A 25,369-nucleotide genomic window follows, 5' to 3' on the forward strand; every position below is an offset into this window, starting at 1 on the left:
TCGCCAGACCCCGGACCACCCGATCAGGAGCCCGATTCGCCATGTACATCCCGCCCTATGACGCTGTGCTGCAAAGCATCGGCACGTCACGCGAAGCGCTGAAGACGGAAGCCTCCGTCACCATCCCGCTCGGCCTGTTCCGCTTCCTGCTGCAGATCGCCGTGGCGAATGGCGACTTCAATGAAGCCGGCTATCTCGCCGCCAATCCAGACGTCGCGGATGCGGTGCAGTCGGGCGCCATCGAGAGCGCGCGGCTGCACTATATCGGCTTCGGGTATTTCGAGGGGCGGCAGGGCGGCACGCCGGATGTCGATGAGCGCTGGTACCTGCGCTCCTACCCCGACGTCGGCGCGGCGGTGAAGGCGGGGCGGCTGTCCTCCGGGCGCGAGCATTTCGCGATGGTCGGCGCCACCGAGTGGCGCAGCCCGAGTCCGCGCTACGAGGCCGATGCACAGCAGTGGAAGACCGCACTCGAGGACGCATGACGGCACTCGCCAAACCGCGGGCAGCACCCGCCAATCTCTACACCCCGGTGTTCGGCGAGCCGCCGGCACCGGGGCAGGCCGGCGATGGCCGGGTGCCCGACTGGGACGCGCTCGGCATCGCCGTGCCCTATGTCGTGTTCATGACGGGGCGCTGCGGCAGCACATGGTTGATGCACCTGCTGCGCGACACCAGCATGTGCGGCACGCCACATGAATTCTTCAACGAAGGCGGTATCGCCTCCTGGAACCGCCGGATCGGCGCGGCGTCGGTCGGTGCCTATGTCGAAGGCCTCGCGCGCCGGTATGGTTCCTCGGGGCGCTTCGGCTTCGAGATCGATGTCTGGCGCTTCTTCCAGCTGAATCCCTATCTCGACTTCAATCGGAGCTTTCCGTCGGGCCGCACCGTCTTCCTGTGGATGACGCGGCGCGACATCCTCGCCCAGGCCTATTCCTTCGCCACCGCAAAGGCGAGCGGCCGCTGGCACGTCTTCCGGGGCACCAATCCCGAGGGGGCATCACCGGATGCGCCGGCCGACGTGGCGATCTGGCAGGAAATCCACCGGCTGCTGCTTCGCGAGAGGCGCATGACGGCTTTCTTCGCCGCGCAGGACCTGCGGGTCCACTCGATCGCCTATGAGGATCTGGTGGCCGATCGCCGCATGGTGCTGCTGCGGGTGCTCGACCTGCTGGGCTGCCCGCTAGATGCGGCGCTGGCCGCTGCCGAGACGGGCGAGGACCGTACCGAACGCAACGCGCATGCCGGCAAGCACACGCTGCTCGCGGGCTTTGCGCACCGTCATCGCGCCTTGCTGGAACGCGTGATGGCCGAACGCGACAACTTCGACCCCGACACCCTCGCCCCGCTGCTGCGCACATCCGCCGGCATCGTGCTGTGACGCCATCCCGAAGGAGGCCTCCATGACGGATCCTGCCCTGCCGCGACTGTTCCGCATCTCTGCCCCCGGAAAGCGCGTCTGCTACTGGGGCGCGCCGGCGCATGTCGCCGCCTACGACAGCCTGGCGCAGGGGCTGGAGGCGACCGGCGCCAATACCGGCAACCTGTTCATCGGCCACGGCCTGTTCCACGGCATGGATTGCGCGCACAAGGCGTTCCATCCCGGCTTCGGGGTGATCCCGGCCGAACGGCTGCACGAGCATTTCGACATGCTTGTCGTGCCGGCCTCGAACTTCGTCGGCAATGGCGTGGATCTCACGGCGCATGCCGACTACTTCGCGCGCACCAAATTGCCGATCTTCTGCTTCGGCCTCGGCTCGCAACTGCGCCCCGGGGAGGCGCCGGCGCTCAAGCCAGGCACTGAACGCTTCCTGCGGTTGATGGCCGAGCGCGGAGGGTCGATCGGCGTGCGCGGCAGCTTCACCGCCGAGGTGCTGTGGGAGATGGGCATCCGCAACACCAGCATCGTCGGCTGCCCCTCCCTGCTGAGCCTGACGGCCGAGACGCTGACCCGGCTTGGCCAGGCGGTGCCGAGCCGCGACAAGGTGGCGCTGAACTTCTCCAACAATGTGCGCCGTCACGCACTGTACCCGGAAGCGATGCGCGTCTCGGAGAACGGCCTGTTCCAGCGCATGCTGCAGGAGAACGCCTTCTACGTGCTGCAGAACGAACGGGCGGAGATGGACCTGCTCACCGCCATGGCCGAGGCCCAGCCGGACAGGGCCGCGGCGGCCGTGCAGCAGGTCGCCGAGCTGTTCGATGTCTCCCCTTCCCGCGACGACCTGCGCGCCTTCCTCGAACGGCGCATCCGCATCTTCTTCTCGGTGGAGGATTGGGTCGGTTGCATGGCGACGATGAGTGTCGCGATCGGGTCGCGCTTCCACGGCAATGTCGCGGCGCTGTTGGCGGGCACGCCGGCGCTCTACCTGGTGCATGACATGCGCACGCGGGAACTGTGCGATCTGCTGCGCCTGCCGCATATCATTCTCGACCGGCCGGTGCCGGCGGAGGAAGTGCTGGAACGCGCCGGCGAACTCGACTACGCGCCCTTCATTGCGCAGATCGGCCGGCTTGCGATGGAATGGCGCCTGTTCTTCGCGCGCAACGGGCTGGCGCTGGAATTCCATGACGCCGAGGCGAGCCAGCCCGTGGCCGCCTGATGCGGCTCTCCCGCCGCGCCACGTTGCTCGGGGCGGCCGGGGCGCTTCTCGCGGCCCGCCGGCTGCCGGCGGCCGCTCCGATGGGCGCCATCCGCTGGGATGCGTGGCAGGTGCCGGGCAGCCCGACGACGCGCGCGGTGGAACGCAGTCTGTCGCCGCCCGAATACCATCATCGCCTGCCCTTCTTCGCCGCGCTGAACCCCGATAGCAGCGCGCGCATCGACGGCGGCAGCCAGGCGGTGATGGACCGCGAGATCGCGCTGGCGCGCGCCGGCGGGCTTGGCTTCTTCGCCTTCCTTGCCTATCCGCGAGGCAGCGCGATGGGACGCGGGCTGGAGTTGTTCCTTGCCAGCAGCGAACGGCGCGGCCTGCGTTTTTGCCTCATCTGCGAACTGCGCAACTGGGGCAGCGCCGCGCAGCCGGCGGCATTGATCGCCGAACACGCGATGCTGCTGCGCCACCCCGACCAACTGCGCCTGGCCGATGGCCGGCCGGTCTATTTCCTTGGGTTCCTCAGCCAACGGCTGGTCGAGGAACGCTGGGGCGGGCCGGTGGGGTTGGCCGCGGCGGTGGATCGCTTCCGCCAGCAGGCGCGGCGGTCGGAGGCCGGAGATCCGTTCCTCGTGCTGATGGTACGGCCCGAATTGGCGGAACTCGCGCGGCAGATCGGCGCGGATGCGCTGAGTTCCTACAGCATTGCCGATGGGGCGGCGCGCGGCGAACCCTATCGTGCGCTCTCGGCGCTCGCCGAGGCGCGATGGGAGGCGCTGGCCGCGACTGGCCTCAAGGTGGTTCCAACGGCGATGGCCGGATGGGACCGCCGCCCGCGCGTTGCCAACCCGGTACCCTGGGAGGGCGCGCAGCGCCCCGGCGCTGGGATGGACCGCTACTACCGCGACGGGACCGCCGGGGAGATTGCCGCCCATGCGGCGCGGGCACGGGCATGGGCCACGCAGCATCCGGCTTCGGCGGGCTTCGGCTTGATCTATGCCTGGAATGAGAATGACGAGGGTGGCTGGCTGGTGCCGACACTGCCCTTCGACGATTCCCGCCTCAGGGCATTGCGTCAGGCGCTCGGCCCGTGACTGACGCTCCGCGGATGGCGGTCGCCTCCTTGGTGGTGGTGTAGTATGGCCAGAGCACGGGACGCGAAGTGATGCCCCTGCCTTAGCGTAGCGGACCGCCGCGGGCGGCCACGGTGGTGATCCCTGGCCAGGGTTGGGTTGCTGATACCAGCAGTCCCTCATCTTGGATCGACTACGATTCCCGGCGAATCGATGTGGCTTCGGGGCCCGCTGAAGAAGTCCGCCGACACCAACTTCCTGCGCAAGATGATCGGCTTCACCGCGCAGTGCCTCATGGAGTTGGAGGTGGGCGAAGTGAGCCGCCGCTGCGTCGGGCGCGGCGGTTCTTCGACTTCGTCGAGCGCATCATCGGTCCGATCGGTCGCAACCGCCGCCTCCGTCCGCATGGCTATGATCCGCACCGCCTTGCACCAACGTCCTCAGCATGAATCACGAACTTCCCGGAAGGGCTCTGACAGTGCCTTCCAGAGCCATGACGACATCGTCGCCCATACTAGAACCGCCGGATCGATCAGGCCTGGCCCACCATGTCCATTGGGCCGCGCGAGCGGACGGATGGGTTCTGAGCAGCAGGCGTTGGCAGAAGAGGGCTATTGCGCGTAGTCCGGCTGCGTCCGATCGAGCATCCGCTTGAGTGCGGCGAAGTGGTAGTCGGCGCCGCTCATCGACATGGTCGGGTCTTTCCAACCAGCCTGAGCGCGCATCCTCTCCAGCACGTCTTCCTTCACGAAGCGCCGGCGCTGGCCCGTCCACATCGAGAAGAGCTGGGTCCGGCAGGCACGTTCCAGGAAATAGAGGCGCCGATAGGCCTGCGCGACGCTGTCGCCGGTCACGACGACGCCATGATTGGCCATCATCAGGATGACCTTGTCGCCCATCAGCGCCGCCATACGCTCGCCTTCCACATGTTCATGCGCGAAGCCGTTGTAGTCGTAGTCGTAGGCGATGCGGTTGTTGAACTGCAGCGCGCCCTGGCCCGTCATCTCGACGGTCATGTCCTCGAGCTGCGACAGCGCCGTGCAGTACGGCATGTGCGTATGCAGCACGCAGGCCGCGCCGGTGGCCTCGTGGATCGGCGCATGGATGCAGATGGCGCTGCGGTCGGCCGGTCCCTTGCCCTCGACGACCTCGCCGTCGAAAGCGACCTCGATCAGGTTGCTGGCCGTGACCTCGCCCCAGTGCAGGCCGAACTCGTTCAGGTAGAAGCGCCGCGGACGGCCCGGCACCAGCAGCGTGAAGTGATTGTCAATCGCCTCATGGTAGTCGTCGAGAACGGCAAGCCGGTGTGCGGCGGCGAGGTCGATGCGGGCCTGCCGGCGCTGGGCTTCGAGCAGGTCAGGTGGGGTCGACTGCAGGCTGTCCATGGATGCGTCCTTTCCGTCTTCCAACGATCGCCGCCGGCGGCATTACCAGAGCCAGCTCATCATCATCCCACCCTGAGTCCAGAGGCGATTCAAGCCACGATCAAGCCCGAGCCCCTGCGCGCCTGCGTGGCGCTCATACAGCGTGCCATAGTCGCCCACCTGGCGGACGACCTGGAAGGCCCAATCGTCGCGCAGCCCAAGCCCAGTGCCGACATTTTCGTTCAGCCCGAGGAACCGGCGGATCTGCGGGTCCGTGGTGCTGGCGCGCGTAGCCTCGACATTCTCGCGCGTCAGGCCGAATTCCTCTGCCTGTATCAGTGCGGAGACGGTCCAGCGCACCAGCAGGCCCCATTCGGCATCGCCGTTGCGCACCATCGCGCCGTGGGGTTCCTTGGCGATCAGCTCTGGCAGCAGCATCACCGCATTCGGATCGGGTGCAGCAAGGCGGTTGGCGCTGAGGCTAATCATGTCGTTGCTGATGGCATCGCAGCGCCCGGCGAAAAAGGCGGCGATGACACTCGGCTGGGTGTCGAAGGCGATCGTCGTCAGACGGATATTCGAACGTTGCGCGAAGTCGTTCAGGTTCCGTTCGATGACGCTGCCCTGGGTGGCGCAGACCGTGGCGCCGTCGAGTTCCGTCGCGCGCGTGATATTGAGACTGCGGCGCACCAGGAAGCCCTGGCCTGTATAGAAGTACGGCGGCGCGACGATGCTCAGGCCCAGGGTCGCATCGCGCGACAGGGTCAGGGCGGTGAGGTAGACAAGCACGTCGACCTCGCCGCTCTGCAGCGCAGTGAAGCGGCTTTGCGCGGTGAGGGGCACAAAGCGGACCTTCTCCGCATCGCCCAGCGCCGCCGCGGCGATCGCGCGGCAGATGTCGGCGTGCAGGCCGACCCAGCGGCCTTGCGAGTCGGGGCGCGCCATGCCCGCGACGCCGGAGGGCACACCGCAGCGTACGGAGCCGTTCTGGCGCACCGCATCCAGCGTCGGTCCGGCGCTCGCCGGCGCGGCGAGACCCAGCAGGCCCGCCGCGAGGCAGGCGAAGATCGATGTGCGCATCAGCCGAGAATCCCCCCGGCGCGGAGCTGTTCCGCGCGATTGTCCACGAAAGCGGCGACGGCGACCGCGAAGCGGTCGAGCTCCGCCTCACCCACCGGCAGGCTGAGCGCGACCATGCCGCGCCGGGCCAGGTAGATGCCGGCTTCCAGCATGTCGAAGAAGAACAGCTCGCGAAGCTGTTCCTCGCCCTGGCCCTGCGCATAGGGGCGGTTGGGCGCGGGCGTGCGGAAATGCACGCTCACCATGGAACCGATGCCGGTGAAGGAGAGCGGCGCCCCGGCCGCAGCGGCCAGTCCGTTCAGCCGCGCGCGCAGCGCCTCGCCGCGCCGGTACAGCGCCTCCGCCACCTCGGCGGTGAAGATCTCGCCCATCGCGACAACGCCCGCATTCATCGACAGCACGTTGTTGTTGAAGGTGCCGGCATGGGCGAGCTTGCCGCCGAATTGCGCCATGATGTCCTCCCGCCCACCGAAGGCGCCGAAGGACATGCCGCCGGCGATGTATTTGCCGAGCGTCGTCATGTCCGGCGTGATGCCAAGCCTTGCCTGCATCCCGCCGGCAGAATGGCGGCTGGTCATTACCTCGTCGAAGATCAGCAGCGCGCCGGTCTCATTGGCTAGCGCCCTGAGCGCCGCGAGGAACTCGGTCGTACCCGGGATGCAGCCACCGGACCCCTGCATGGGCTCGACGATGATCGCGGCCAGGTCCGCCGCATGTTCCTGCGCGACGGCGGTGGCGCTGGCGATGTCGTTGTAATCCGCGAGCACGAAGGGCAGAGGCAGGGTCGCGAGGCTGCTGCCGGCGAAGGGGAAGGTCAACACGCCGCCATGGTAGCCGCCGCGGAAGGCCATGATCTTCGGGCGGCCTGTGAAGGCCCGCGCGGCGGTCAGCGCCATCAGGTTCGCCTCGGTACCGCTGTTGGTGAAGCGTACCCGCTCGAGCGAGGGGATGCGGCCGCACAGCAGGCGCGCAAGCTTTTCCTCGCCCGGCCCGACCGAGGCGAAGTTGATGCCGCGCCGCAGGACGTCGTGCAGCGCGGCATGGATGCGTGGCTCTGAATGGCCGAACAGCCCCGCCGTGTATTCACCGCAGAGGTCGAGATATTCGTGGCCGTCGAGATCCCAGAGCCGGCATTCCTCGCCCCGCGTCATCGCGGTCGGGAAGGGGCCATAGGCGATGACGGTACGGGTGTTGCCGCCGCCCAGGACCTCCAGCGCCCGCTCATGCAGGGCCGCGCTGAGCGGCCGCTTCGCGGCATATGCCGCGCGGGCGGCCTCGACCGCGCCAGGCAGGTCGAGGCTGTTCCGGCGGCCGTCCAGGGCCGCGCTCATGACGTACCTCTAGGGGCGGGATGGACGGACGGCAGCCGGTTGGTCATGAGCGGGCACTCCGGTATGGGCCACGGAGAAATCTGTTCGGGGTGCGAGCCCCAGTGTGGCATGTAGTTTACACGGCAAATGTGATCACAAAGATCGGACTATGACAATCACTCTCCGCATCCCTGATATCGACGCCGACGACCTGCCTCTTGAGGAGCAGGCCTATCGCCGGCTGCGCCAGGCGCTGATGGAAGGTATTTTCAGCCCCGGGGACAAGCTCTCGATCCGCCGGATCGCCGAGGCGCTCGGCACCAGCCCGATGCCCGCCCGGACCGCGCTTCGCCGGCTGGCCACCGAACAGGCCCTGGACGCCCTCCCGTCTGGTACCGTCCTGGTTCCGCGCCTGACCCGCGCGGCGTTCCGGGAGGTCAGCGCGATCCGTGCGGAACTTGAGCCGCTCGCCATCCGCCTGGCCGCGACGCGCGTGGATGCGCGCAAGCTCGACGCGCTGACGGCAGTGGTCGCCGAGCACGATGCCGCGCGCGCTGCCGGCAGGCCCGAGGTCTATCTCCAGAAGGACCGGGAGTTCCTGTTCGGGCTCTATCGCGAGGCTGACGCGCCGATGCTGCTCAGCATGATCGAGGCGCTGTGGCTCCGGCGCGGCCCACTCTTCTGGGATGCGCGTTGGATCCTGATGGGGCGCCCGCCGCAGGCGGCGCACCGGCATGAACTGATGCTCGCTGCCCTGCGCCGCGGCGCCGGCGAGGAGGCCGCGCAGGAGCTCAAGACCGAGATCGAGCGGATGACGGCTTTCCTGATCGACGCCGTGCAGTTCGAGGGCGAGGCCTCTGCCGCGCCACGGCCGATCCGCCGGCGACAATCGGCGGCGCGGTAGCGACATTGCGGCGACCCGGGAGGGGGCAGGGCGCGCCGCGCCGTTGATCAGCGCGCTCGGCCTGCGCGGCGAGTCTCCCACAGGTACTGAAAGACACGGGTGCAAATTTCGGCTTCCGGAGCGTCGAGATGACGCTTGCCTGGCTACGTATTTGTGATCACAACCAATTGCGCGAAGCGAAGCTATCTCGGCTGGCCCTGCGACGAGAACATCGAGCGGCTGCGTGCAGCCTATGCCGCGGAACCCGACGCGGCACGCCGCGAGGCGATCCTCGAGGAGCTGGCGCGCGCTGTGGGACTTCCTGCCGGTGATCCTGACGGGCAACTACTATTCGCCCTTCGCCTGGCGGCGCGAGCTGAGCGGCGTGATCCGCAGCGCGCCGCTGGTATTCTGGAACATCGAGAAGCGCTGATTCCGCGCGCGGAGGATCATCACGTGCTACTGAACCGCCGGACATTCGCAGCCGCCGCGCTGGGCATGGTCGCCGCGCCGACGGTCGGTCACGCGCAGGCTTTCTCCAGCCGACCGTTGCGTCCGCAGGATCAATCGAAGCAGCGCGGGATCGGCGGTCGGCGCAGCGGCTGAGCGCCACATCGAAACCCCGCTTGCGAAGTCCGGTGACAGCGGCACGGGCAGTGTGCGGCAGCCAGCCGGTCAGCGTCGTGATCTCCGCGAGCGTCGCGCCGGTTTCGGCGGAGATCACCCGCAGCACCTCGGCCCGCTTGCCGGTGGGGCTCCGGGGTTGTTCCTCGTGCGGGATGCCGCCCAATGCGGCACTCCCATCACCTGAAGCCCGGGACTTGCCGGGGTTGCTTTCGCGGGATCTCTTCACCCGCGGCGCGTCAGCACCAATGCTTCCCGTCGGAAGGAAGTCGAGCAGAATGTGCGGGTAGTGCGGCAGTGTTCGATCTGACCGAGTTCATCGCCCGAGATACGACTGGATCTGACCGATAGCTGCCTTCCGCGTTCCGGCGAGTGAACCGCAAAGGATGCCGTGCAGTCCCAATGTCCATCCGGGCGCGAGGGGCAGGCCACGCCTGCGTCCAGCCAGAACGACTGCGACATGGCAAGCACGTCTCGCTGCACCGGTCGGAACGTGAGCCAAAGCGCCTCCCGGGCGGAGTTGTCCTGGAAATCAGACCGGGTCAGGCAGGTCATAGAGGTGTCGTGCCTGATCCGACAGGATCCGCGCCCGTGTCGCCTCATCCGGCACCCAGTCCAGCATCATGTCGAGAAGGTCGCCATCATTGGGCATGACGCGCCCTCGCATGTTCACATGCGGCCAGTCCGATCCCCAGACGAGCCGTTCCGGCGCATGCGCCACAAGCGCATGGGCGAGCGGCGTGACGGAGGGATAGGGGAAGTCCTCCGGCGTGCAGCGCATCGGGCCGGACAGGCGAACCCAGACCTTCCCGGAATCGAGCATGCGCAGGACGGTGCGGAAGGCAGGCTGGTCGACGCCGCCCTCCGCCGGGATCGCGGCGAAATGGTCGAGCACCACGGGCGCGGTCAGCGCCATGAGCCGCTCCGCATGATCGTCCAGATCACGGGGCGACGGATAGAACTGCACGACCCATCCGAGCTCGGCGGCCATCGCCGCCACGCGCTCGGACAGGTGGGGCAGATGCGCGCCGTGGCTCGGGCTGACGAACCGGCAGCCGCGCACCCCCAGCACATGCAGCCGCTCCATCTCAGCCTGCGTCACTTCCGGCGGCAGCAGCGCGACGCCGCGGAAGCGGTCGGGGAAGCGGCGCAGCGTGTCCTCAAGGTGGCGGGTGCTCATGCCATAGCCACCGCCGCTGACGATCACCGCATGGGCCAGGCCGAGCGTGTCCTGGAGTGCGATGTTCGTCTCGGGTAGCGCGTCCTCGGAGATGTAGCGGCTGCCGGGATCGAAGGGGTATTCCGCCGCCGGCCCGAACAGATGGACCTGACAATCGACCGAGCCTGGCGGGCAGACCAGGCGCGGCTTGCGCGGATTGGGATCGGGGGGCGGGGTCAGCGGCGGGGTCATGGGTTCTCCGTCATTCCGCGCGGATGTTGGAGGCGCGGATCACCTCGCGCCATTGCGGGATTTCCCGCGCTATGAGGGCGCGGAAATCATCGGGCGAGGAACCGACCGGTTCGACGCCCTGGGCGTTGAGGCGCTCAGTCACGTCCGGCGCACGCACGGCCGCGATGAGGGCGCGCGAGAGGGCGCCGACGGCGTCCGGGGGCGTGCCGGCAGGCGCGAGCACGCCCATCCAGAGGATGCCCTCGAAGCCGGGCAGGCCGGATTCCGCGATGGTGGGCACATCCGGGATCTGTGGAGAACGATGCGCGCCGGCGGTCGCCAGCACGCGGATGGTCCCGGCATCCAGATGCGGCTTCGAGGTCGCGAGGCTGTCAAGCTTGAGGGCGACGCGCCCGGCCACAAGGTCAGTCAGCGCCGGGGCGGCGCCGCGATAGGGCACGTGGAGCACTTCGATGCCGAGCCGGCGCAGCATCAGTTCCATCGTCACATGCGGATGCGAGCCGATACCCGCCGAGGAATAGCTCAGCTTGCCGGGATTCTGCCGCGCATAGGCGACGAACTCGGCGAAGGTCGTGAAGGGTGCCGAGACCGGGCTGATCAGGATCTCGGGGATCTGCGCGACCAGGGAGATTGGCGCGAAGTCCCGCAGCGGGTCGACGCCGCTGTCGGGAAACAGGGTGGGGTTGATGGTGAGGTTCGGTGCGGTGAACAGCAGCGTGTAGCCATCCGCCGGCGACCGCGCGACGCGCTGCGTCCCGATATTGCCGCCCGCGCCCGGCAGGCTGTCGAGCACGAAGGACGCGTTGCCGAGCAGTTCGCCGGCCTTGGCGAAGATTGGGCGCGCCGTGACATCCACCGTGCCGCCGGGCGGAAACGGCACGACCACCCGTATGGGCCGGTCCGGATAGGCGGCTCGAGCGATTCCAGGCGCGAATGCCGACCCCGCCGCTAGTCCGAAGAGAAGCCTGCGGCGCAGTCCCTGTCCGATCATGATCGTTCCTCCCGATTGTCGTTCATTGCGAGAAGTAGAGGCCGAGCGGCGTCGCCCCGAAGATGGTCGCGCGCGTCGCGGCATCCGGCACGCAGTCGATGAGCCAGTCGATCGTCTCGCGATAGGTGATCTGGCCCTCATGGCCCGCGAAGGGGCAATCGCTTGCCCAGACCAGGCGTTCGGCGCTCGCCTCGCGCACCAATGCACGCGCGTAGTCCGACGACTGGGGGCCGAGTCGATAGCCGCCCGAGAGCTTCACCCAGGTCCGGCCACGCTGAATGGCGGCCAGCATGGCCTGGAATCCCTCGCTCGCTATCCCCAGTTCCGGGTCCGGCCGGCCCATATGGTCGATCACCAGCTTGACGCCCGATGCTTCCAGTGGCGGCAGCAGCGCCGGCAGCTTGGCGCCTTCGACATGTAGATGGATATGCCAGTTGAGGTCGCGGCAGCGGCGCAGGAAGCGGCGGTATTCGAAGGAGTTGAGGTCCGGCAGGTCGTCGCGGTTGATGAAGGGCAGCCGGACGCCGACGACGCCCGCATCGTTCATCCATTCCATCGTGCTGCGGTCGACGCTCGGATCGAGGATCACAGTTCCGCGCAGCCGCGGGGAACGGCGTAGGCAATCGATGGTGTAGTCGTTGTAGTCGCCATAGGGGCTGGCCGCGGCGATCACCGCCAGGCTCACGCCGTGCTCATCGAGGATGGCGAGATACTGTTCGACGGTGAAGTCGTAGTCGAGGCGGTGACGCGGATTGGCCACCAGCGGCATGTCCGCGGTCCAGATATGGGCGTGGCAATCGATGATCGGCGTGGTCGCCATGATGGTCCTCCCGGCGGCTGCCGCTATTGACGCTCGATGCCCGCGGCGTCGATGACGCGTGCCCAGGTGGCGATGTCCTGGCGCAGCAGCGTGCCCATCGCCTCCGGCGAGTTCGGGGCGGGCTCGACGCCGAGGCCCAGCAGCCTCTCGCGGATCTCCGGCATTGCGAGGATCGCCGCGATCTGCTGGTTGAGCAGGGCAACCACCGGCGCAGGCGTGGCCGCCGGCGCGAACAGCGCGTTCCATCCCGTCACGGCATATTCGCCAAGGCCGGCCTCGCGCAGCGTGGGCAGGTCCGGCAGCAGCATCGATCGGCGTTCGCCCGTGCTGGCCACCGGGCGCAACAGATTGCCATCGATGGCCCCGCGCGCTGCGGCGTAGGATTCGAAGCCGATCTGCGCATCGCCGCGTTGCACCGCCGTCAGAACCTCGCCGGTACTGCGATAGGTGACGATGGTGGCATCGAGGCCGCCGGCGTTCTTGAGCCACTCTGCCGCGAGATTCTGCGTGCTACCCGCGCTGATGGTGGCGATCACCAGGCCGCGACCACCGGGCCGCCCGGCGGCCAGCACGTCCTGCACGCTGCGCAGCGGGCTGCCGACGGCCGCGAGCAGCAGCAGGTCGAACGAGACCAGCGCCGAGATGGGCGTGAAGTCGCGGACGGGATCGTAGGGCAGCGAGCGGAACAGCGACGCGTTGATCGCATTCCCCGTGCTGATGACGATGAGGGTCTGCCCGCTCGGCTCGGCCGTTGCGGCGGCGCGCGCGGCGAGCGACCCGCCCGCGCCGGGCCGGTTCTCCACCACCACAGGATGCCCGAGCCGTGCCGCGAGCTTCTCACCGACCAGGCGCACCGTCACATCCGCGAGGCCGCCGGACCCGAAGCCGACGATGATGCGGATTGGGCCGTTCGGATAGGTGCCGGTCTGGGCCTGGCCTGCAACTGGCCATGCCGCCGCGAGGGCGGCGCCGCGCAGCACGCCGCGCCGGCTGGTCCGCTTGCCGTCGAAATCTGTCATGCCGATTCCTCCTTGTTCTTGTTAGGCCACTTGTCGTGGCAGGCCTTCCCAGATGTCCTCGAGTGACAATGGTCGCATGAGCAGGCCTTGCGCGACGCAGAATTCAACGGCGTGCCGGAGCGGCATTGCCAGCGCGTCGCGGCCGACCGGCAGCGATGCCGCCGTTGCCGCCGCGCTGAAATGCCGTGCAAGCCGCGCCACACGATCCGGTTCGCGCCGGGCGAGGTCGCGCTGGACCGTCACGAGGTGGTTGACCGGCATGAAGCCAAAGGCCGCCTGGAAGTCGGCCCCCGCGGCGACGGGGTCGGGGAAGACGGTGCGCAGCGCCGGGTCGTCCGGCACGTCGTTGCCGAAGATGGCGGCGTCGAGCGTGCCTTCGCGCAGCATCCGTGTCATGTCGGCGCCCGCGGGCGCACGTTCGGCCCAGGGCGGGTCGCGATATTCCGGCAGGTGGGCATCCTCGAAAGTCACCCAGCGGATCGTCTCCGGCGCAACGCCGTGGCGGTCTTGCAGGACGCCACGCAGCCACATCCCGGTCGTCTGGCTATAGGCGCGGACTCCAATGTTGCGGCCCGCGAGATCCGCCGGTCCGCGCACCGGTCCATCGGCACGGCACAGCAGCGCCGGTTCCTGGAATCGCGCAGCCAGCGTCACCGGCAGCAGCACTAGCGGATTGCCGGATGCCTTCGCCATCAGGAAGGTGGCGATCGCCATCTCGCTGACATCGTAACGTGCATCCCGCACCATTGGAGCAAAGGCACGGCTGATGACCGGCACATCGACGAAGGCGAGGCCGAGCTCTGCCGCAGCGACGTCGTCCGCCAGCAGCGCCTCGGTGTGCGCGTAGCGTCCGATCGCCGCACGCAGGGGCGCTGCCTCAGCCATGGGGGGCGTCCTCGTACCGCAGGCCCTTGCGCGCCAGCGCGTCCCGCATGCCGTAGATGTCGAGGCCGAGCTCTCCCGCCATGAGCCGTTCACGCGTCACCGCTTCCTTGGCATCGCGCGCCGCGGCGGCCTGCAACACTTGCGCGGCGTCCGTCCGCCGCACCACGACGACGCCGTCATCATCGGCCAGCACCAAGTCGCCCGGTTCCACGAGCTGGCCGGCGCAGACCAGCGGCTGGTTCACCGAGCCAAGCGTCTCCTTCACCGTGCCTTGTGCGGAGATGGCGCGGCTCCAGACCGGAAAGCCCATCGCCTCCAGCGCCACCACGTCGCGGCAGCCGCCTTCGATGACGAGGCCAGCGACACCCCTGGCGCGCAGGGAACAGGCGAGCAGCTCCCCGAAATACCCGGCATCGGAGGGCGAGGTCGGCGCGACGACGAGGAGGTCGCCCTCGCGGCATTGCTCGACCGCGACGTGGATCATCCAATTATCGGCCGGCGGCAGAGATACGGTGACGGCGGTGCCGGCGGCCCGCGCGCGCGGCCAGGCCGGGCGCATGTCGGAGGCAAGCAAGCCCGTGCGGCCCTGGGCCTCATGCACCGTAGCGACGCCATGCGATGCGAAGCCGGCGACGATGTCCGCCGGGACGCGCGCGGGGTTGCGGCGTACCAGGCTCATGCCAGGCTTTCCACCACATGCGGGAAGACGGACTGGAAGCCCTCGCCCCATTTGATGGTCTTGTCGGAATTGCGGGCAGCCTGGGCACCGCGCTGCAGGGCGACGCGCGTGTAGTATTCCCACAGGTGCTCCTGCCCTTCCATGCATTCGATGGCGGCGCGCTTCTTCTCCCACACGCTGCCGATGTCGAGCAGCACATCGGGCTTCCAGCCGCATTGTTCCGGCTGATGCGGTTCGAACAGGAAGACCGGCGGGGCGCCGAGCACCTTCTGCCCCGGATTGTGNTGGAACAGCGAGTCATTGCTCAGCGTGATCGGGTAGTCGCCGAGGTCCCAGAACTGGATGTCGTGCACGCCGAGCGCCTCGGCGGCCTTCTTCGCCTCGACCTCGCGCGATGCCTTCACGCGGTCGAGCGTCATGCCGGGCACGCGCCACAGTTTGGCCGATTCGCCGCGCTCGCCATAGGACAGGCAAACCACCGTGACCTTGAAGCCCTTCTCGGCATGCAGCGCGATGGCGCCGCCGCAGCGCCAGACGAAATCGGCGGAATGGGCGCTCACCACCAGCGCCGTGCGAGGGTTGCTCATGGGTATGCCGCTTTCGCGGCGCCGTGCTGGGGCATCCGTTCCTCCTGCCGTCCCTGAACCGGGCGTGCGATCGGCAAGCTAGGAGCGACGGCGCCTTCCCGTCTTATCGCTTTTTCGGGCCGAGCTATCAGGGTTCGGCATATCGGCCAGGCCACGCGTCGCGATTTCCGCGATATGCGCGCGCAGGCTTTCGGCGAAGGCGGCACCGGCCGGCGACAGCCGCCTGTCGCGTGGCAGCACCAGGCCCGCAGACCGTGGCGGCGCCGGGATACGAAGGGGAATCACGCGCAGCGCGCCGCGCAGCAAGTCACCCGCCATCATCAGCCGCGGCATGACCGAAATGTGGTCCGTCGCGAGCAACATCTCCCGGATGAAACCGTAGGAGCTGGAGCGCATCGGCATGCCCTGCGCCATGCCGAGAAGGAATAGCATGTGCTCGATTTCCTGCCCGACGCGCTGGCTGACGGTGGGCAGTACGAGTTCGTAAGACCGCAGGGCGGCGGCGGTGATCTCCCCGGCGGTCGAGAAGACCGGGTGGTCGGGCCGGGCGAGGAAGGAGATGGGTTCCTCCCACAGCGCCTCCCGCACGAAGCCGTCGGGGATTGCCGGCGCGTAGAGGCGGCCGACGACCATGTCGATATCACGCGCCAGGAGCATCGGCAGCAGGTCCTCCATGCGTCCTTGCTGGACGCGCACCTGGATGCCGGGATGTTCGCGCTTCAGCCGAATGAGCGCGCCAGGAAGTACCCCCGCGGCGGTGACCGGCAACGCGCCAAGCGCGACGACACCGCTGTCGGGCCCGGCAATGCTGTCCAACTCTTCGTCGGCGCGGCGGAGCTCGGCAAGGACCCGGCGAGCCAGACGGACCACGGCCACGCCCGCGATCGTCGGCCGCACCCCGCGTGAATGGCGTTCGAAGAGCTGCAAGCCGATGATCGCCTCAGCTTCCTTGAGGCTGCGCGACACTGCCGGCTGGCCGATGCCGAGCGCCGAGGAGGCCTTGAGCAGGCTGCCATGAGCGTCGAGCGCATCGACGACACGCAGGATCGGAAGCTTGAGACGTTGGTCGAGATAGCGGCGCGTCATGGATGGCCAACCCGATTCATGCGACGTCGCAGCGGCAGACGATTTGCAGGCTCTGGCGAAGGCGATCGGAGCGACGCTTGCTCCCGCTCCGGTGTTGGGCCGCGCAGCACATGCAATGCAACATAGGCCCGGACCGTGGCGGAGCCCAGAAGCTCGTTTCCCGACGCCTGTCGAATACGAAGCTAAGGAACTTGGCCGACGACAACTGATCGCTACCCAACAGCCGCCCATAAAAGCGGGGCAACTTCAGTAGTCGGTGCATGACGGCGGGCGACTGGCGCATCAGCCGCTGCGCCTGGCGCGCGGTCCCGCGGGGGCGATCGGCGCGGTCCTGGACCGGCACCGCGGCGTGGGCGCGCTATTCGTGCAGCGATGGCTTCACCTGCTTGCGCTCGAGCATGGCGGCGCCGTCCGGCGCTTCCGCGATCATGGGCAATGGCTGCGTGATGACCTCGGCCAGGCCGGGGCGGACCCGTGTCCGCGGAAGGTCGCGACCGCCTGACCGGGCTTCCGCCGCGGCCGCCGCGATGCGAGGCTTCACCCGGGCAGGAGGATCACCGACATGGCCGGAACACGCGAAGGCGCGATCGCAGCGGCGCAGGGGTTGTACGACGACGGCGTCTACCTGGCGCATCTGCGGTCCCTGGTGGCGGTGCCGACCGAAAGCCAGATGCCCGACCGCCTGCCCGACCTGCATCGCTACTGCTCCGAGGCGCTGCCCGGCGTGATGGAGGGCATGGGCTTCGAAATCCGCCTGCTGGAGAACCCCAACCCCGGCCGCGGCCCGGTGATGCTCGCGACCCGCATCGAGGATCCGTCGATGCCGACCGTGCTGGTCTATGGCCATGGCGATGTGGTGCGCGGCCTGGGCGGCAAATGGACCGACGGGCGCGACCCTTGGGCCGTCACGCAGGTCGGCGACCTCTGGTACGGCCGTGGCACCGTGGACAACAAAGGCCAGCACCTCATCGCCATCGAGGCGCTGCGCGCCGTCATCGCTGAACGCGGCAGCCTCGGCTTCAATGCCAAGGTCTTCGTCGAGACCGGCGAGGAAGTCGGCTCCCCTGGCCTGCGCGCGCTGATGCAGCGTGACCGCGACCTGCTGGCGGCGGATGTCTTCATCGGTCTCGACGGTCCGCGCCAAACCACCTTCATGCCGGAGATCAAGCTCGGCGCGCGCGGCGGCGTCGCTTTCGACCTGGTGGTGCGTCTGCGCGACCATGCGCATCATTCCGGCCATTGGGGTGGCGTGCTGGCCGATCCCGGTTTCATCCTCGCCCATGCGCTGGCGAGCATCGTCACGCCACAGGGCCGCATCCGGGTGAAGGGTTGGCTGCCCGCCAAGGTGCCCGACAGCGTCCTGCAGGCGACCCGCGCCATCGTCTTCGAGGACATCCCCGGCCTGCCCGAAGCCGACCCCGATTGGGGCGAACCAGGCCTGACGAAAGCCGAGAAGATCTTCGCCTGGACCAGCGTGATCATGCTCGCCCACATCACGGGTCACCCCGACGCGCCGACCAACGCCGTGCAGGGCGAGGCCCGCGCGCGGCTCCAGGTGCGCCACACGGTCGATGTTCCCGGCGAGGCCATCATCCCCGCCCTGCGTGCCCATCTGAACGAAGCCGGCTTTGCCCATATCGAGGTGATCCCGGTGATGGAGCGCGACATGTTCGGCGCTTCCCGCACCGACCCGGCGGACCCCTGGGTGGGCATGGTGGCGGGCTCGATGGCGCGCACCGCGAACCGCGCGCCGAACGTCATCCCGAATTCCTCCGGCTCGAACCCGTCCAACATCTTCGCCGAGGAACTCGGCGTGCCGGTGATCTGGGTGCCGAACTCCTATGCCGGCTGCAACCAGCACGGCCCGGACGAACACGCGTTGGCACCGCTGCTGCGCGAAGGCCTCGGCCTGATGGCCGGCATCTGGTGGGATATCGGGGCCGGCGCGGCGCCGAAGCGATGACCGCGCGCCCCTCGCGCCAGGCCTGGATGGTCGTCGCCGGCGGCTTCCTCGCCTTCACCGTCAGCGCCAGTTTGATGCACGCCTACACCGTGTTCCTGCTGGCCTTCGTCGCCGACTTCGCCTGGTCCCGTGCGGAAGCAAGCGTCGCCTATTCGGTCGGGCAGGTGGTGGGCGGCGTCTCCTCGCCGCTTGTGGGTGGGTTGGTCGACCGGCTCGGCGCACGGCGCATGGTGCTGCTCGGCGGCTGCCTGCTGACGCTCGGCCTGGTCGGCAGCGCGATGGCGACGGCGCTTTGGCAGATGGTGTTCCTCTACGGCGTGGTGATGACGCTCGGCGCCAGCTGCATTGGCATGGTGGTCTTCGTGCCGCTGGTGTCTCGGCTGTTCGTGGAACGGCGCGGTCTCGCCATTTCCATCCTGCAATCGGCGAACGGCTTCGGTCGCGCCGTCTCCGCCCCCGTCGCGCAATTGCTGATCGATGGCGTCGGCTGGCGTGGTGCCTATTGGATGCAGGCGGGTGCAATGGCGGTACTGGTGGTGCCGCTCGCCGCGCTGTTCCGTCGCGCCGAATCCGCGCTGCCGCCACCCGTGGTGCCGCCCGCCGGCAGCGCGCCAGCGATAGAACGCGCGCATGACTGGACGCTCGCCGACGCGATGCGCACCCGGCATTTCTGGCTGTTGTCGCTGGTCTACATGCTGACCAGTATCGGCAGCTTCCTCGTCTCGCTGCACCAAATCGCCTTCGCGGTGGGGCAGGGGTTCGACCCGCTCTACGCCGCCTTCGTGCTCGGCACCGGGGCACTGCTGGCGCTGCCCGGGGTGATCGTGACCGGCTCCATCTCCGACGTGGTCGGGCGGGAGAAAGCGGCGATCCTCACCTACCTCATCTCGATCGTCGGCGTCGCCGCTGCGCTCGGCATCCATTCAGGCGACCAGCATGTCCTGCTCTGGGTACATGCGTGCTTCTTCGGCATCACCTGGGGCGCGCGCGGACCGGCGATCACGGCGAAGACGGCCGACCTGTTCGGCGGCAAGCGGCTCGGCACCATCCTCGGTGTCATCACCATCGGGTCGGGGGTCGGCGCCGGGCTTGGGTCGTGGGGGGCGGGGCTGCTGTTCGACCTGACCGGCAATTATCGGGTCGCGTTCTGGCTGTCGATGCTGGCCTATGCGCTGGGGGCGATGTTCTTCTGGTTGGTGCGCAAGCCGGTGGTGCGGGGGGCGAAAAAGATGGAGGTGTAGAGGCCCCTCCCGATCACCCCCGCTTATGGCAAGCCACCCAATGCCCTGTGCTCGTCTCCTTCAGCGACGGCGCCACTTCGCGGCACATGCCGGTATCCGCGATCGGGCAGCGCGTATGGAAATGGCAGCCTGACGGCGGGTTCAGCGGGCTCGGGATGTCCCCTTCCAGCCGGATCCGCTGGCGCTTCGCCGTCGGGTCGGGGATCGGCACAGCGGAGAGCAGCGCCTCGGTATAGGGATGCAGCGGATTGACGTAGAGCTCGCGCGACGGCGCGATTTCCACGATGCGCCCGAGATACATCACCGCCACGCGGTCGGAGATGTGTTCGACCACCGACAGATCATGCGCGATGAACAGGTAGGAGAGCCCGAACTTCTCCTGCAGATCCTCCAGCAGGTTGATCACCTGCGCCTGGATCGAGACGTCCAGCGCCGAGACCGGCTCATCGCAGATGATCAATTTGGGCGACACCGCGAGCGCCCGGGCAATGCCGATGCGCTGGCGCTGTCCGCCTGAGAACTCATGCGGAAAGCGTGACATCTGGTCGGGCTTCAGCCCGACCGTCTCCAGCAGGTCCGCCACCTTCTCCTCGCGCTCGCGACGGTTCTTCGCCAGGCGATGGATCTCCAACGCCTCGCCGATGATCGCGCCGACAGTCATGCGCGGATTCAGCGAAGCGAAAGGGTCCTGGAAGATGATCTGCATGTCGCGACGGATCGCCGCGAGATCCTTGCCATCGAGCGCGCGCACGTCGCGCCCCTCGAACATCACCTCGCCCGAGGTCGGCTCGATCAGCCGCAGGATGCAGCGCCCGGTGGTGGATTTCCCGCAGCCCGATTCACCAACGAGCCCCAGCGTCTCGCTGGCGCCGAGTTCGAAGCCCACGCCATCGACGGCATGCACATGGTCCACCACGCGGCGGAGCAGGCCGCCGCGCACGGGGAATTGCTTCACAAGGTCACGGACGGTCAGAAGCGGCGTCGCCATCGGCGTTCCCTTCGCGGCGCTCACAGGATGCACGCCACCTTGTGGCCCGACGCAACCTCACGCAGCGGGGGCTCCGCGGCGAGGCAGGCATCGGTCACGTAGCGGCAGCGCGCGGCGAAACGACACCCCCCCGGCGGATTCAACAGGCTCGGCACCGAGCCCGGAATGGCCTCCAGCCGGTGATGCTCCGTCGCCGCGAGATCGAGTCGTGGGATCGAACGGATCAACCCCTGCGTATAGGGATGCCGCGGATTGCCGAACAACTCGCGGACCGGCGCTTCCTCGACCACCTTGCCGGCGTACATCACGACGACGCGCTGCGCGACCTCGGCGACCACGCCCATGGCATGGGTGATGAGCATCACCGCCATGCCGAGCCGATCCTTCATCTCGGCCAGCAGGTCGAGGATCTGCGCCTGGATGGTGACATCGAGCGCGGTGGTCGGCTCATCCGCGATCAGCAGTTGCGGATTGCACGACAGCGCCATGGCGATCATCACGCGCTGCCGCATGCCGCCGGAGAATTGATGCGGGTAGTCATGGGCACGGCGCGACGCATTCGGAATGTTCACCAGGTTCAGCATCTCGATCGCGCGATCCATCGCCGCGCGTTTGCCGAGCTTTTCCTGCTGGCGCACCACTTCCGCGATTTGCTCGCCCACTGAATAGACCGGGTTGAGCGAAGTCATCGGCTCCTGGAAGACGATCGCGATCTCCTTGGCGCGGATCGAACGCATCGCCTCGGAGGGCAGCGGCACCAGGTCGCGACCCTGCCACATGATCTGGCCGCTGACGATCTTGCCCGGCGGCATGGCAATCAGCTTCAGCACCGTCATCGCAGTGACGGTCTTGCCGCAGCCGGATTCGCCAACGACGCAGACCGTCTCCTGCTTGCCGACATCGATGTTCACACCATCCACCGCACGGACCATGCCGTCATCAGTGGCGAAATGGACCCGCAGGTCGCGTATGGAGAGCAAAGGTTCGACCAGGGACGCGCTCATGCCGAGATGATCCGGCGCGGGTCGAGCGCATCGCGCAGCCCATCGCCGATGTAGTTGATGGACAGCACGGTCAGGAAGATGGCAGCCCCCGGAAACAGCGCCCAATGCGGCGCGAAGTCGAGATTGTCCTTGGCGTCGAACAGCAGCCGCCCCCAGGTCGGTACATCGGGCGGGAAGCCGAGACCGAGGAAGGACAGCGTCGATTCCGCGATGATCGCGGCCGCCACGTCGATGCTCGCTGCCACGATCACCGGGCCCAGCGCATTGGGCAGGATGTGACGCAGCACCAGGCGAGGACGCGAAGCACCAAGCGCGCGGGCGGCCTCGACGAACTCCTTCTCGCGCAGGGAGAGGAATTGCGCGCGCACCAGCCGCGCCGCCGGCATCCAGCGGAAGCCGCCGATCACCGCGACCACCATGATGAAGACGCCGAGTTCCAAGCCGACCAGCGCCGTCAGCGTGTCGCGGAACAGGTAGATGATCAGCAGCAGCAGCGGCAACTGCGGCAGGGAGAGGAACAGGTCGGTCAGCCACATCAGCGCTGCATCGACCGCGCCGCCGGCCATGCCGGCGATCGCACCGACGAGCACGCCGACGAAGATCGCCACCGCCATCGCAGCAAACCCCACCGCCAGCGAGATCCGCCCGCCATACAGGATGCGCGCCAGCAGATCCTGCCCGAGATCATCGGTGCCGAGCGGATGCGCCCAGGATGGACCCTGCAACTGGGCGGAGAAGTCGATCTCGTCGATCGGCAGGGTCCAGACCAAGGGGCCGATCACCACGGCGAGGATCAACGCCCCAAGCACGCCGGTGCTGATCACCGCCAGCCGGTGCTTGCGGAAGCGGCGCCAGGCCTCCTGCCACGGCCCGATGCGCGGGCGCGGCGCGGCGGCGCTAACGGTAGCTGATGCGAGGGTCGAGCCAGCCATAAAGCACATCCGCGAGCAGGTTGAAGAAAATGACCAGCGCCGAGAACACGAAGGTGACCGCCATGATCACCGGCGTGTCGTTGGACAGGATGGCGGTGATCAGCAGGGAGCCGATGCCGGGCACGCGGAAGATCTGTTCGGTGACGATGGCGCCGCTGAACACGACGGGCATCTGCAGCGCGACCAGCGTGACCACTGGGATCATCGCATTGCGCACGACGTGACGCATGGTGATGCGCGATTCCGGCAGGCCCTTCGACCGTGCCGTGGTCACGTAGTCCAGCCGGATCACGTCAAGCACCGCCGAACGCACGAAGCGCGTCCAGGCCGCGCCCTGGAACAGGCCGAGCACGGCGATCGGCATGATGGACTGACGAAACATCTCCCACCACCACATCCAGCCCGTCGCCTCGATACTAGTGCGGAACACGAAGGGCAGCCAGTCGAGCTGGATCGAGAACAGCATGATCAGCAGCAGGCCGGTGAAGAAGGTCGGTAGCGAGAAGCCGATGAAGGCGAGCGTATTCGCGACCTGGTCGAACACCGAATAGGGCCTGGTCGCGGCATAGACGCCGACCGGCATGGCGATCGCCAGCGCCAGCACCTGTGACAGGCCGATCACCGCGATGGTGGTCGGCAGGCGTTGCAGGATCAGCTGGTCCACCGGGATGCGACTGACGAAGGAATACCCCCAATCGCCCCGCAGCATGGCAGAGAGCCAGCTGAAATAGCGCAGATACACCGGGTCATCGAGCCCGAGGCTGGCGCGCAGATGCGCCCGCACATCGGGCGGGATGGCCGGGTTCGTCGCCAGTTCCTCGAACGGGTCACCGGGCGCGAGGGCGAGGACGGTGAACAGGATCACGCTGATCCCGAGCAGGCTCGGGATCGCGATGATCAGACGGCGGGCCAGATACTGGAGCACGTGAGGCCGATCAGGCGTCGCGCCACCAGTCGCTCAGCAGCCATGTGGTGCCGTCCCAGGCGCTCAGCACCGGGTGCAGCGTGTTCAGGCTGGCGCTGACCGTCGGGCGCTTCACCAGCGGGATGATGTGGTTGCTGGACACCACCAGGTCATTCATGCGGATGAACAGCGCCGCACGCTTCACCGGGTCGAGCTCGCCCTGCGCCTCGCTGAAGATGCGGTCATACTCCGCATTGCGCCACCGGACGATGTTGCGCCCCTGCCAGTTGTTCGCCTTGGAGGAAACCTCCGCCGAGGTGTACTGGTTCATGAACCGCTCGGGGTCGGCCTGCGGCATCGTTGTCGTGTACATCTGCATGTCGGCGTAGAGCTTGGTGTAGGTGTCGGGGTTGGCGACATCCGACGAGAAGAACACCGAGGCGGTGACCGACTTCAGTTCAAGCTCGATACCCGCGCGCTGCGCCGCCTGCTTGTAGATCGCCTGGGTACGCTGGCGCGGAGCATTGACCGAGGTCTGGAACAGGAACTTCAGCCGCACGCCGTTCTTGGCCCGGATGCCGTCGCCGCCACGCGCCCAGCCGGCGGCGTCGAGCACGTCGTTCGCCTTCTGGATGCTGAATTCCCAGCGCATGTTGGGCGACCGGAAGCGCGGCGGGTTGTTCAGGAAATTCGCCGTTGCCGGGCCGCCGCGGCCGTAGATGAACTGTTCCAGCGCATTGCGGTCGATCAGCAGCGCCATCGCCTGGCGCACTGCGGGGTCGCGGAAGGCGGGGTGCTCGGTTTTGATCGAGGACCGCTCGCCATCGACCTCCTGGTTCGGGTCGGTGCAGTTGAGCTGGACGAATTCGATGCCGCCGCCATCGACGATGTTCACCTTGCCGCGGCCGGCTGCTTCCAGCCGCTTCAGGATCGCATCCTCGACCTGCATGTTCCACGCATAGTCGTAGTCGCCGGTCTGCAACACCGCGCGCGCGGCGGAGACGGCATCGCCGCCGCCCTTGATCTCGAGTGTGTCGAAATACGGGCGGTTGTCGAGGTGGTAGTTCGGGTTCAGCTCGGCGCGCAGATTGTCGCCCGGCGCAAAGGAGACGAACTTGTACGCGCTGGTGCCGACCGGGCGCAGATTAGTCGGCGCGTCGCGCGCATTGGCTCCGGCATAATCCTTGAACAGGTGCTTGGGGATGATGCCGCCGACCGCGGCGACGAAGGCGTCGGCCCAGAACGGCGTCGGCTGGTTGAATTCCACCCGCACCGTGTAGTCGTCCACCTTCACGACATTCACGTCGCGATAGGAACCGGAGGTGACCGCCGCCACCGCCGGGTTCTTCGCGTACTCCCAGTTGAACACGACGTCGTCGGCCGAGAAATCCTGGCCGTCATGCCATTTCACGCCGCGCTTGAGCTTCCAGGTGACCGAACGCCCGTCTTCCGTCAGGCCGCGATTCTCGATCGATGGGACCTCGGCGGCGAGGATCGGATGCAGCGTGCCATCCGTGTTCCAGCCGGCGAGCGGCTCGTAGAACACACGGCTGGCATCCTGGTTGGTCGTGCCGGAGCCGAAATGCGGGTTCAGCAGCGTCGAGGCCTGCCAGTACAGGATCTTCAACTGGCCGCCGCCGCCACGGCGCGTCGGGCGATAGGCGGAGGAGGTCTGCGCCGCCGCCGGCGCGGCGCCCGTGATGGCGAGAAGCTGCGTGGCCATTGGCGCGGTCAAGCCAAGCGCCGCCATCCGCTTCACGAAACCACGGCGTGACAGCATGCCGCGCTGCACGCGACCGATCATCTGACGCAGGTCGTCTTCGTACATGTGAGGTCTCCCAGACCAATACATACGACGGTTCGCCGGCCCTCCCTTGGACGCGGCGCCATCGCAACTTCTTCAATCGCAAAAACGCTACATGATGACCGGCCAC

General features: G+C 67.8%; 25 protein-coding genes and 1 pseudogene. 8 read left to right on the top strand and 18 right to left on the bottom strand.

The genetic code is table 11. The features are described 5' to 3' along the window. The first annotated feature begins 41 nt into the window (after nt 1-41). Genes IEY36_RS20835 through IEY36_RS20850 form a run of 4 tightly spaced genes read left to right on the top strand, consistent with a single transcriptional unit; the run spans nt 42 to nt 3,685 of the window. Nucleotides 42-485, top strand: coding sequence for a hypothetical protein (locus tag IEY36_RS20835; RefSeq protein WP_188970413.1), 444 nt, complete (start codon nt 42-44; stop codon nt 483-485). Then, nucleotides 482-1,381 carry a Stf0 family sulfotransferase gene (locus IEY36_RS20840; RefSeq protein WP_188970415.1) on the top strand — a complete coding sequence of 300 codons (900 nt, stop codon included), beginning with the start codon at nt 482-484 and terminating at the stop codon, nt 1,379-1,381. Before IEY36_RS20835 ends, IEY36_RS20840 begins: the two co-directional genes overlap by 4 nt. A gap of 22 nt (nt 1,382-1,403) precedes the next feature. Beyond that, on the top strand, nt 1,404-2,600 hold the full coding sequence (locus tag IEY36_RS20845) for a polysaccharide pyruvyl transferase family protein (protein ID WP_188970418.1): 1,197 nt from the start codon (nt 1,404-1,406) through the stop codon (nt 2,598-2,600). After that, on the top strand, nt 2,600-3,685 hold the full coding sequence (locus IEY36_RS20850; protein ID WP_188970420.1) for a glycoside hydrolase family 71/99 protein: 1,086 nt from the start codon (nt 2,600-2,602) through the stop codon (nt 3,683-3,685). The genes IEY36_RS20845 and IEY36_RS20850 overlap by 1 nt, the downstream gene beginning before the upstream one ends. Before the next feature lie 590 nt (nt 3,686-4,275). On the opposite strand, the gene IEY36_RS20855 is transcribed toward IEY36_RS20850, so the two are convergent. The 3 genes from IEY36_RS20855 to IEY36_RS20865 are packed head-to-tail and all read right to left on the bottom strand — an operon-like array spanning nt 4,276 to nt 7,439. Then, the gene (locus IEY36_RS20855; protein ID WP_188970430.1) at nt 4,276-5,049 is read right to left on the bottom strand and encodes a class II aldolase/adducin family protein; all 774 of its coding nucleotides are present in this window, start codon (nt 5,047-5,049) and stop codon (nt 4,276-4,278) included. Nucleotides 5,050-5,091: 42 nt separating this feature from the next. Further along, on the bottom strand, nt 5,092-6,108 hold the full coding sequence (locus IEY36_RS20860; protein ID WP_188970432.1) for an amino acid ABC transporter substrate-binding protein: 1,017 nt from the start codon (nt 6,106-6,108) through the stop codon (nt 5,092-5,094). Continuing rightward, nucleotides 6,108-7,439 (bottom strand): aspartate aminotransferase family protein, encoded by a 1,332-nt coding sequence (locus tag IEY36_RS20865; RefSeq protein ID WP_188970434.1) that lies wholly within the window; start codon nt 7,437-7,439, stop codon nt 6,108-6,110. Before IEY36_RS20865 ends, IEY36_RS20860 begins: the two co-directional genes overlap by 1 nt. A 148-nt stretch (nt 7,440-7,587) precedes the next feature. Between IEY36_RS20865 and IEY36_RS20870 the strand changes: the two genes are divergently transcribed. Continuing rightward, on the top strand, nt 7,588-8,322 hold the full coding sequence (locus tag IEY36_RS20870) for a GntR family transcriptional regulator (RefSeq protein ID WP_188970436.1): 735 nt from the start codon (nt 7,588-7,590) through the stop codon (nt 8,320-8,322). Between the two features lie 135 nt (nt 8,323-8,457). Beyond that, complete coding sequence (locus IEY36_RS30745) at nt 8,458-8,907, top strand: hypothetical protein (protein WP_229681467.1); 450 nt, start codon at nt 8,458-8,460, stop codon at nt 8,905-8,907. 52 nt (nt 8,908-8,959) lie between these two features. Here IEY36_RS30745 and IEY36_RS31430 read toward each other — a convergent pair. From IEY36_RS31430 to IEY36_RS20920, 10 genes and pseudogenes are all read right to left on the bottom strand, one after another. Further along, nucleotides 8,960-9,154 (bottom strand): annotated as a pseudogene (locus IEY36_RS31430) (hypothetical protein); the annotation flags it as partial. Nucleotides 9,155-9,457: 303 nt separating this feature from the next. Further along, entirely contained in the window at nt 9,458-10,336 is an 879-nt protein-coding gene (locus IEY36_RS20880) for an amidohydrolase family protein (protein ID WP_188970438.1), read from the bottom strand. A 10-nt stretch (nt 10,337-10,346) separates the two neighbouring features. Continuing rightward, a complete protein-coding gene (locus tag IEY36_RS20885) occupies nt 10,347-11,327 on the bottom strand; it encodes a Bug family tripartite tricarboxylate transporter substrate binding protein (RefSeq protein WP_188970440.1) in 981 nt (326 codons plus the stop codon). 22 nt (nt 11,328-11,349) lie between these two features. Continuing rightward, on the bottom strand, nt 11,350-12,147 hold the full coding sequence (locus IEY36_RS20890) for an amidohydrolase family protein (protein ID WP_188970442.1): 798 nt from the start codon (nt 12,145-12,147) through the stop codon (nt 11,350-11,352). 23 nt (nt 12,148-12,170) lie between these two features. Next, nucleotides 12,171-13,166 carry a Bug family tripartite tricarboxylate transporter substrate binding protein gene (locus IEY36_RS20895; RefSeq protein WP_188970445.1) on the bottom strand — a complete coding sequence of 332 codons (996 nt, stop codon included), beginning with the start codon at nt 13,164-13,166 and terminating at the stop codon, nt 12,171-12,173. 21 nt (nt 13,167-13,187) lie between these two features. Continuing rightward, a complete protein-coding gene (locus IEY36_RS20900; RefSeq protein ID WP_188970447.1) occupies nt 13,188-14,051 on the bottom strand; it encodes a substrate-binding domain-containing protein in 864 nt (287 codons plus the stop codon). Further along, nucleotides 14,044-14,730: a 4-carboxy-4-hydroxy-2-oxoadipate aldolase/oxaloacetate decarboxylase gene (locus IEY36_RS20905; RefSeq protein ID WP_188970449.1), complete on the bottom strand. Its 687-nt coding sequence runs from the start codon at nt 14,728-14,730 to the stop codon at nt 14,044-14,046. The genes IEY36_RS20900 and IEY36_RS20905 overlap by 8 nt, the downstream gene beginning before the upstream one ends. After that, nucleotides 14,727-15,317: a PIG-L deacetylase family protein gene (locus IEY36_RS20910; protein ID WP_188970451.1), complete on the bottom strand. Its 591-nt coding sequence runs from the start codon at nt 15,315-15,317 to the stop codon at nt 14,727-14,729. Before IEY36_RS20910 ends, IEY36_RS20905 begins: the two co-directional genes overlap by 4 nt. Before the next feature lie 78 nt (nt 15,318-15,395). Then, complete coding sequence (locus IEY36_RS20915) at nt 15,396-16,403, bottom strand: LysR family transcriptional regulator (protein WP_188970453.1); 1,008 nt, start codon at nt 16,401-16,403, stop codon at nt 15,396-15,398. A gap of 358 nt (nt 16,404-16,761) precedes the next feature. Beyond that, entirely contained in the window at nt 16,762-16,944 is a 183-nt protein-coding gene (locus IEY36_RS20920) for a hypothetical protein (RefSeq protein WP_188970455.1), read from the bottom strand. A gap of 21 nt (nt 16,945-16,965) precedes the next feature. Here IEY36_RS20920 and IEY36_RS20925 point away from each other — a divergent pair, with 21 nt between their 5' ends. Further along, the gene (locus tag IEY36_RS20925; RefSeq protein WP_188970457.1) at nt 16,966-18,366 is read left to right on the top strand and encodes a M20/M25/M40 family metallo-hydrolase; all 1,401 of its coding nucleotides are present in this window, start codon (nt 16,966-16,968) and stop codon (nt 18,364-18,366) included. Beyond that, on the top strand, nt 18,363-19,607 hold the full coding sequence (locus tag IEY36_RS20930) for an MFS transporter (protein ID WP_188970459.1): 1,245 nt from the start codon (nt 18,363-18,365) through the stop codon (nt 19,605-19,607). Before IEY36_RS20925 ends, IEY36_RS20930 begins: the two co-directional genes overlap by 4 nt. A 13-nt stretch (nt 19,608-19,620) precedes the next feature. Here the strand turns inward: IEY36_RS20930 and IEY36_RS20935 are convergent, their stop codons facing one another. Genes IEY36_RS20935 through IEY36_RS20955 form a run of 5 tightly spaced genes read right to left on the bottom strand, consistent with a single transcriptional unit; the run spans nt 19,621 to nt 25,263 of the window. Beyond that, nucleotides 19,621-20,595, bottom strand: coding sequence for an ABC transporter ATP-binding protein (locus tag IEY36_RS20935; protein WP_188970461.1), 975 nt, complete (start codon nt 20,593-20,595; stop codon nt 19,621-19,623). A 20-nt stretch (nt 20,596-20,615) separates the two neighbouring features. After that, nucleotides 20,616-21,599 carry an ABC transporter ATP-binding protein gene (locus IEY36_RS20940; protein WP_188970463.1) on the bottom strand — a complete coding sequence of 328 codons (984 nt, stop codon included), beginning with the start codon at nt 21,597-21,599 and terminating at the stop codon, nt 20,616-20,618. Further along, a complete protein-coding gene (locus IEY36_RS20945; protein ID WP_188970465.1) occupies nt 21,596-22,531 on the bottom strand; it encodes an ABC transporter permease in 936 nt (311 codons plus the stop codon). The genes IEY36_RS20940 and IEY36_RS20945 overlap by 4 nt, the downstream gene beginning before the upstream one ends. After that, a complete protein-coding gene (locus IEY36_RS20950; RefSeq protein WP_188970467.1) occupies nt 22,497-23,456 on the bottom strand; it encodes an ABC transporter permease in 960 nt (319 codons plus the stop codon). Before IEY36_RS20950 ends, IEY36_RS20945 begins: the two co-directional genes overlap by 35 nt. 10 nt (nt 23,457-23,466) lie before the next feature. Continuing rightward, nucleotides 23,467-25,263 carry a peptide ABC transporter substrate-binding protein gene (locus IEY36_RS20955; protein ID WP_188970469.1) on the bottom strand — a complete coding sequence of 599 codons (1,797 nt, stop codon included), beginning with the start codon at nt 25,261-25,263 and terminating at the stop codon, nt 23,467-23,469. Nucleotides 25,264-25,369 lie beyond the last annotated feature (106 nt).

Origin of the sequence: Neoroseomonas lacus, assembly GCF_014644535.1 — a bacterium.
In the GTDB taxonomy this organism is placed as follows: Bacteria; Pseudomonadota; Alphaproteobacteria; order Acetobacterales; family Acetobacteraceae; genus Neoroseomonas; species Neoroseomonas lacus.

Excerpts from the sequence above, each read along its gene's own strand:
- IEY36_RS20885 (WP_188970440.1), bottom strand. The coding sequence starts at position 11,327 with ATGATCGGACAGGGACTGCGCCGCAGGCTTCTCTTCGGACTAGCGGCG.
- IEY36_RS20835 (WP_188970413.1), top strand. The coding sequence starts at position 42 with ATGTACATCCCGCCCTATGACGCTGTGCTGCAAAGCATCGGCACGTCA.
- IEY36_RS20880 (WP_188970438.1), bottom strand. The coding sequence starts at position 10,336 with ATGACCCCGCCGCTGACCCCGCCCCCCGATCCCAATCCGCGCAAGCCG.
- IEY36_RS20855 (WP_188970430.1), bottom strand. The coding sequence starts at position 5,049 with ATGGACAGCCTGCAGTCGACCCCACCTGACCTGCTCGAAGCCCAGCGC.
- IEY36_RS20860 (WP_188970432.1), bottom strand. The coding sequence starts at position 6,108 with ATGCGCACATCGATCTTCGCCTGCCTCGCGGCGGGCCTGCTGGGTCTC.
- IEY36_RS20940 (WP_188970463.1), bottom strand. The coding sequence starts at position 21,599 with ATGAGCGCGTCCCTGGTCGAACCTTTGCTCTCCATACGCGACCTGCGG.
- IEY36_RS20925 (WP_188970457.1), top strand. The coding sequence starts at position 16,966 with ATGGCCGGAACACGCGAAGGCGCGATCGCAGCGGCGCAGGGGTTGTAC.
- IEY36_RS20870 (WP_188970436.1), top strand. The coding sequence starts at position 7,588 with ATGACAATCACTCTCCGCATCCCTGATATCGACGCCGACGACCTGCCT.
- IEY36_RS20915 (WP_188970453.1), bottom strand. The coding sequence starts at position 16,403 with ATGACGCGCCGCTATCTCGACCAACGTCTCAAGCTTCCGATCCTGCGT.
- IEY36_RS20890 (WP_188970442.1), bottom strand. The coding sequence starts at position 12,147 with ATGGCGACCACGCCGATCATCGATTGCCACGCCCATATCTGGACCGCG.
- IEY36_RS20850 (WP_188970420.1), top strand. The coding sequence starts at position 2,600 with ATGCGGCTCTCCCGCCGCGCCACGTTGCTCGGGGCGGCCGGGGCGCTT.
- IEY36_RS20955 (WP_188970469.1), bottom strand. The coding sequence starts at position 25,263 with ATGTACGAAGACGACCTGCGTCAGATGATCGGTCGCGTGCAGCGCGGC.
- IEY36_RS20930 (WP_188970459.1), top strand. The coding sequence starts at position 18,363 with ATGACCGCGCGCCCCTCGCGCCAGGCCTGGATGGTCGTCGCCGGCGGC.
- IEY36_RS20845 (WP_188970418.1), top strand. The coding sequence starts at position 1,404 with ATGACGGATCCTGCCCTGCCGCGACTGTTCCGCATCTCTGCCCCCGGA.
- IEY36_RS20840 (WP_188970415.1), top strand. The coding sequence starts at position 482 with ATGACGGCACTCGCCAAACCGCGGGCAGCACCCGCCAATCTCTACACC.
- IEY36_RS20935 (WP_188970461.1), bottom strand. The coding sequence starts at position 20,595 with ATGGCGACGCCGCTTCTGACCGTCCGTGACCTTGTGAAGCAATTCCCC.
- IEY36_RS20945 (WP_188970465.1), bottom strand. The coding sequence starts at position 22,531 with ATGGCTGGCTCGACCCTCGCATCAGCTACCGTTAGCGCCGCCGCGCCG.
- IEY36_RS20895 (WP_188970445.1), bottom strand. The coding sequence starts at position 13,166 with ATGACAGATTTCGACGGCAAGCGGACCAGCCGGCGCGGCGTGCTGCGC.
- IEY36_RS20900 (WP_188970447.1), bottom strand. The coding sequence starts at position 14,051 with ATGGCTGAGGCAGCGCCCCTGCGTGCGGCGATCGGACGCTACGCGCAC.
- IEY36_RS20865 (WP_188970434.1), bottom strand. The coding sequence starts at position 7,439 with ATGAGCGCGGCCCTGGACGGCCGCCGGAACAGCCTCGACCTGCCTGGC.
- IEY36_RS20905 (WP_188970449.1), bottom strand. The coding sequence starts at position 14,730 with ATGAGCCTGGTACGCCGCAACCCCGCGCGCGTCCCGGCGGACATCGTC.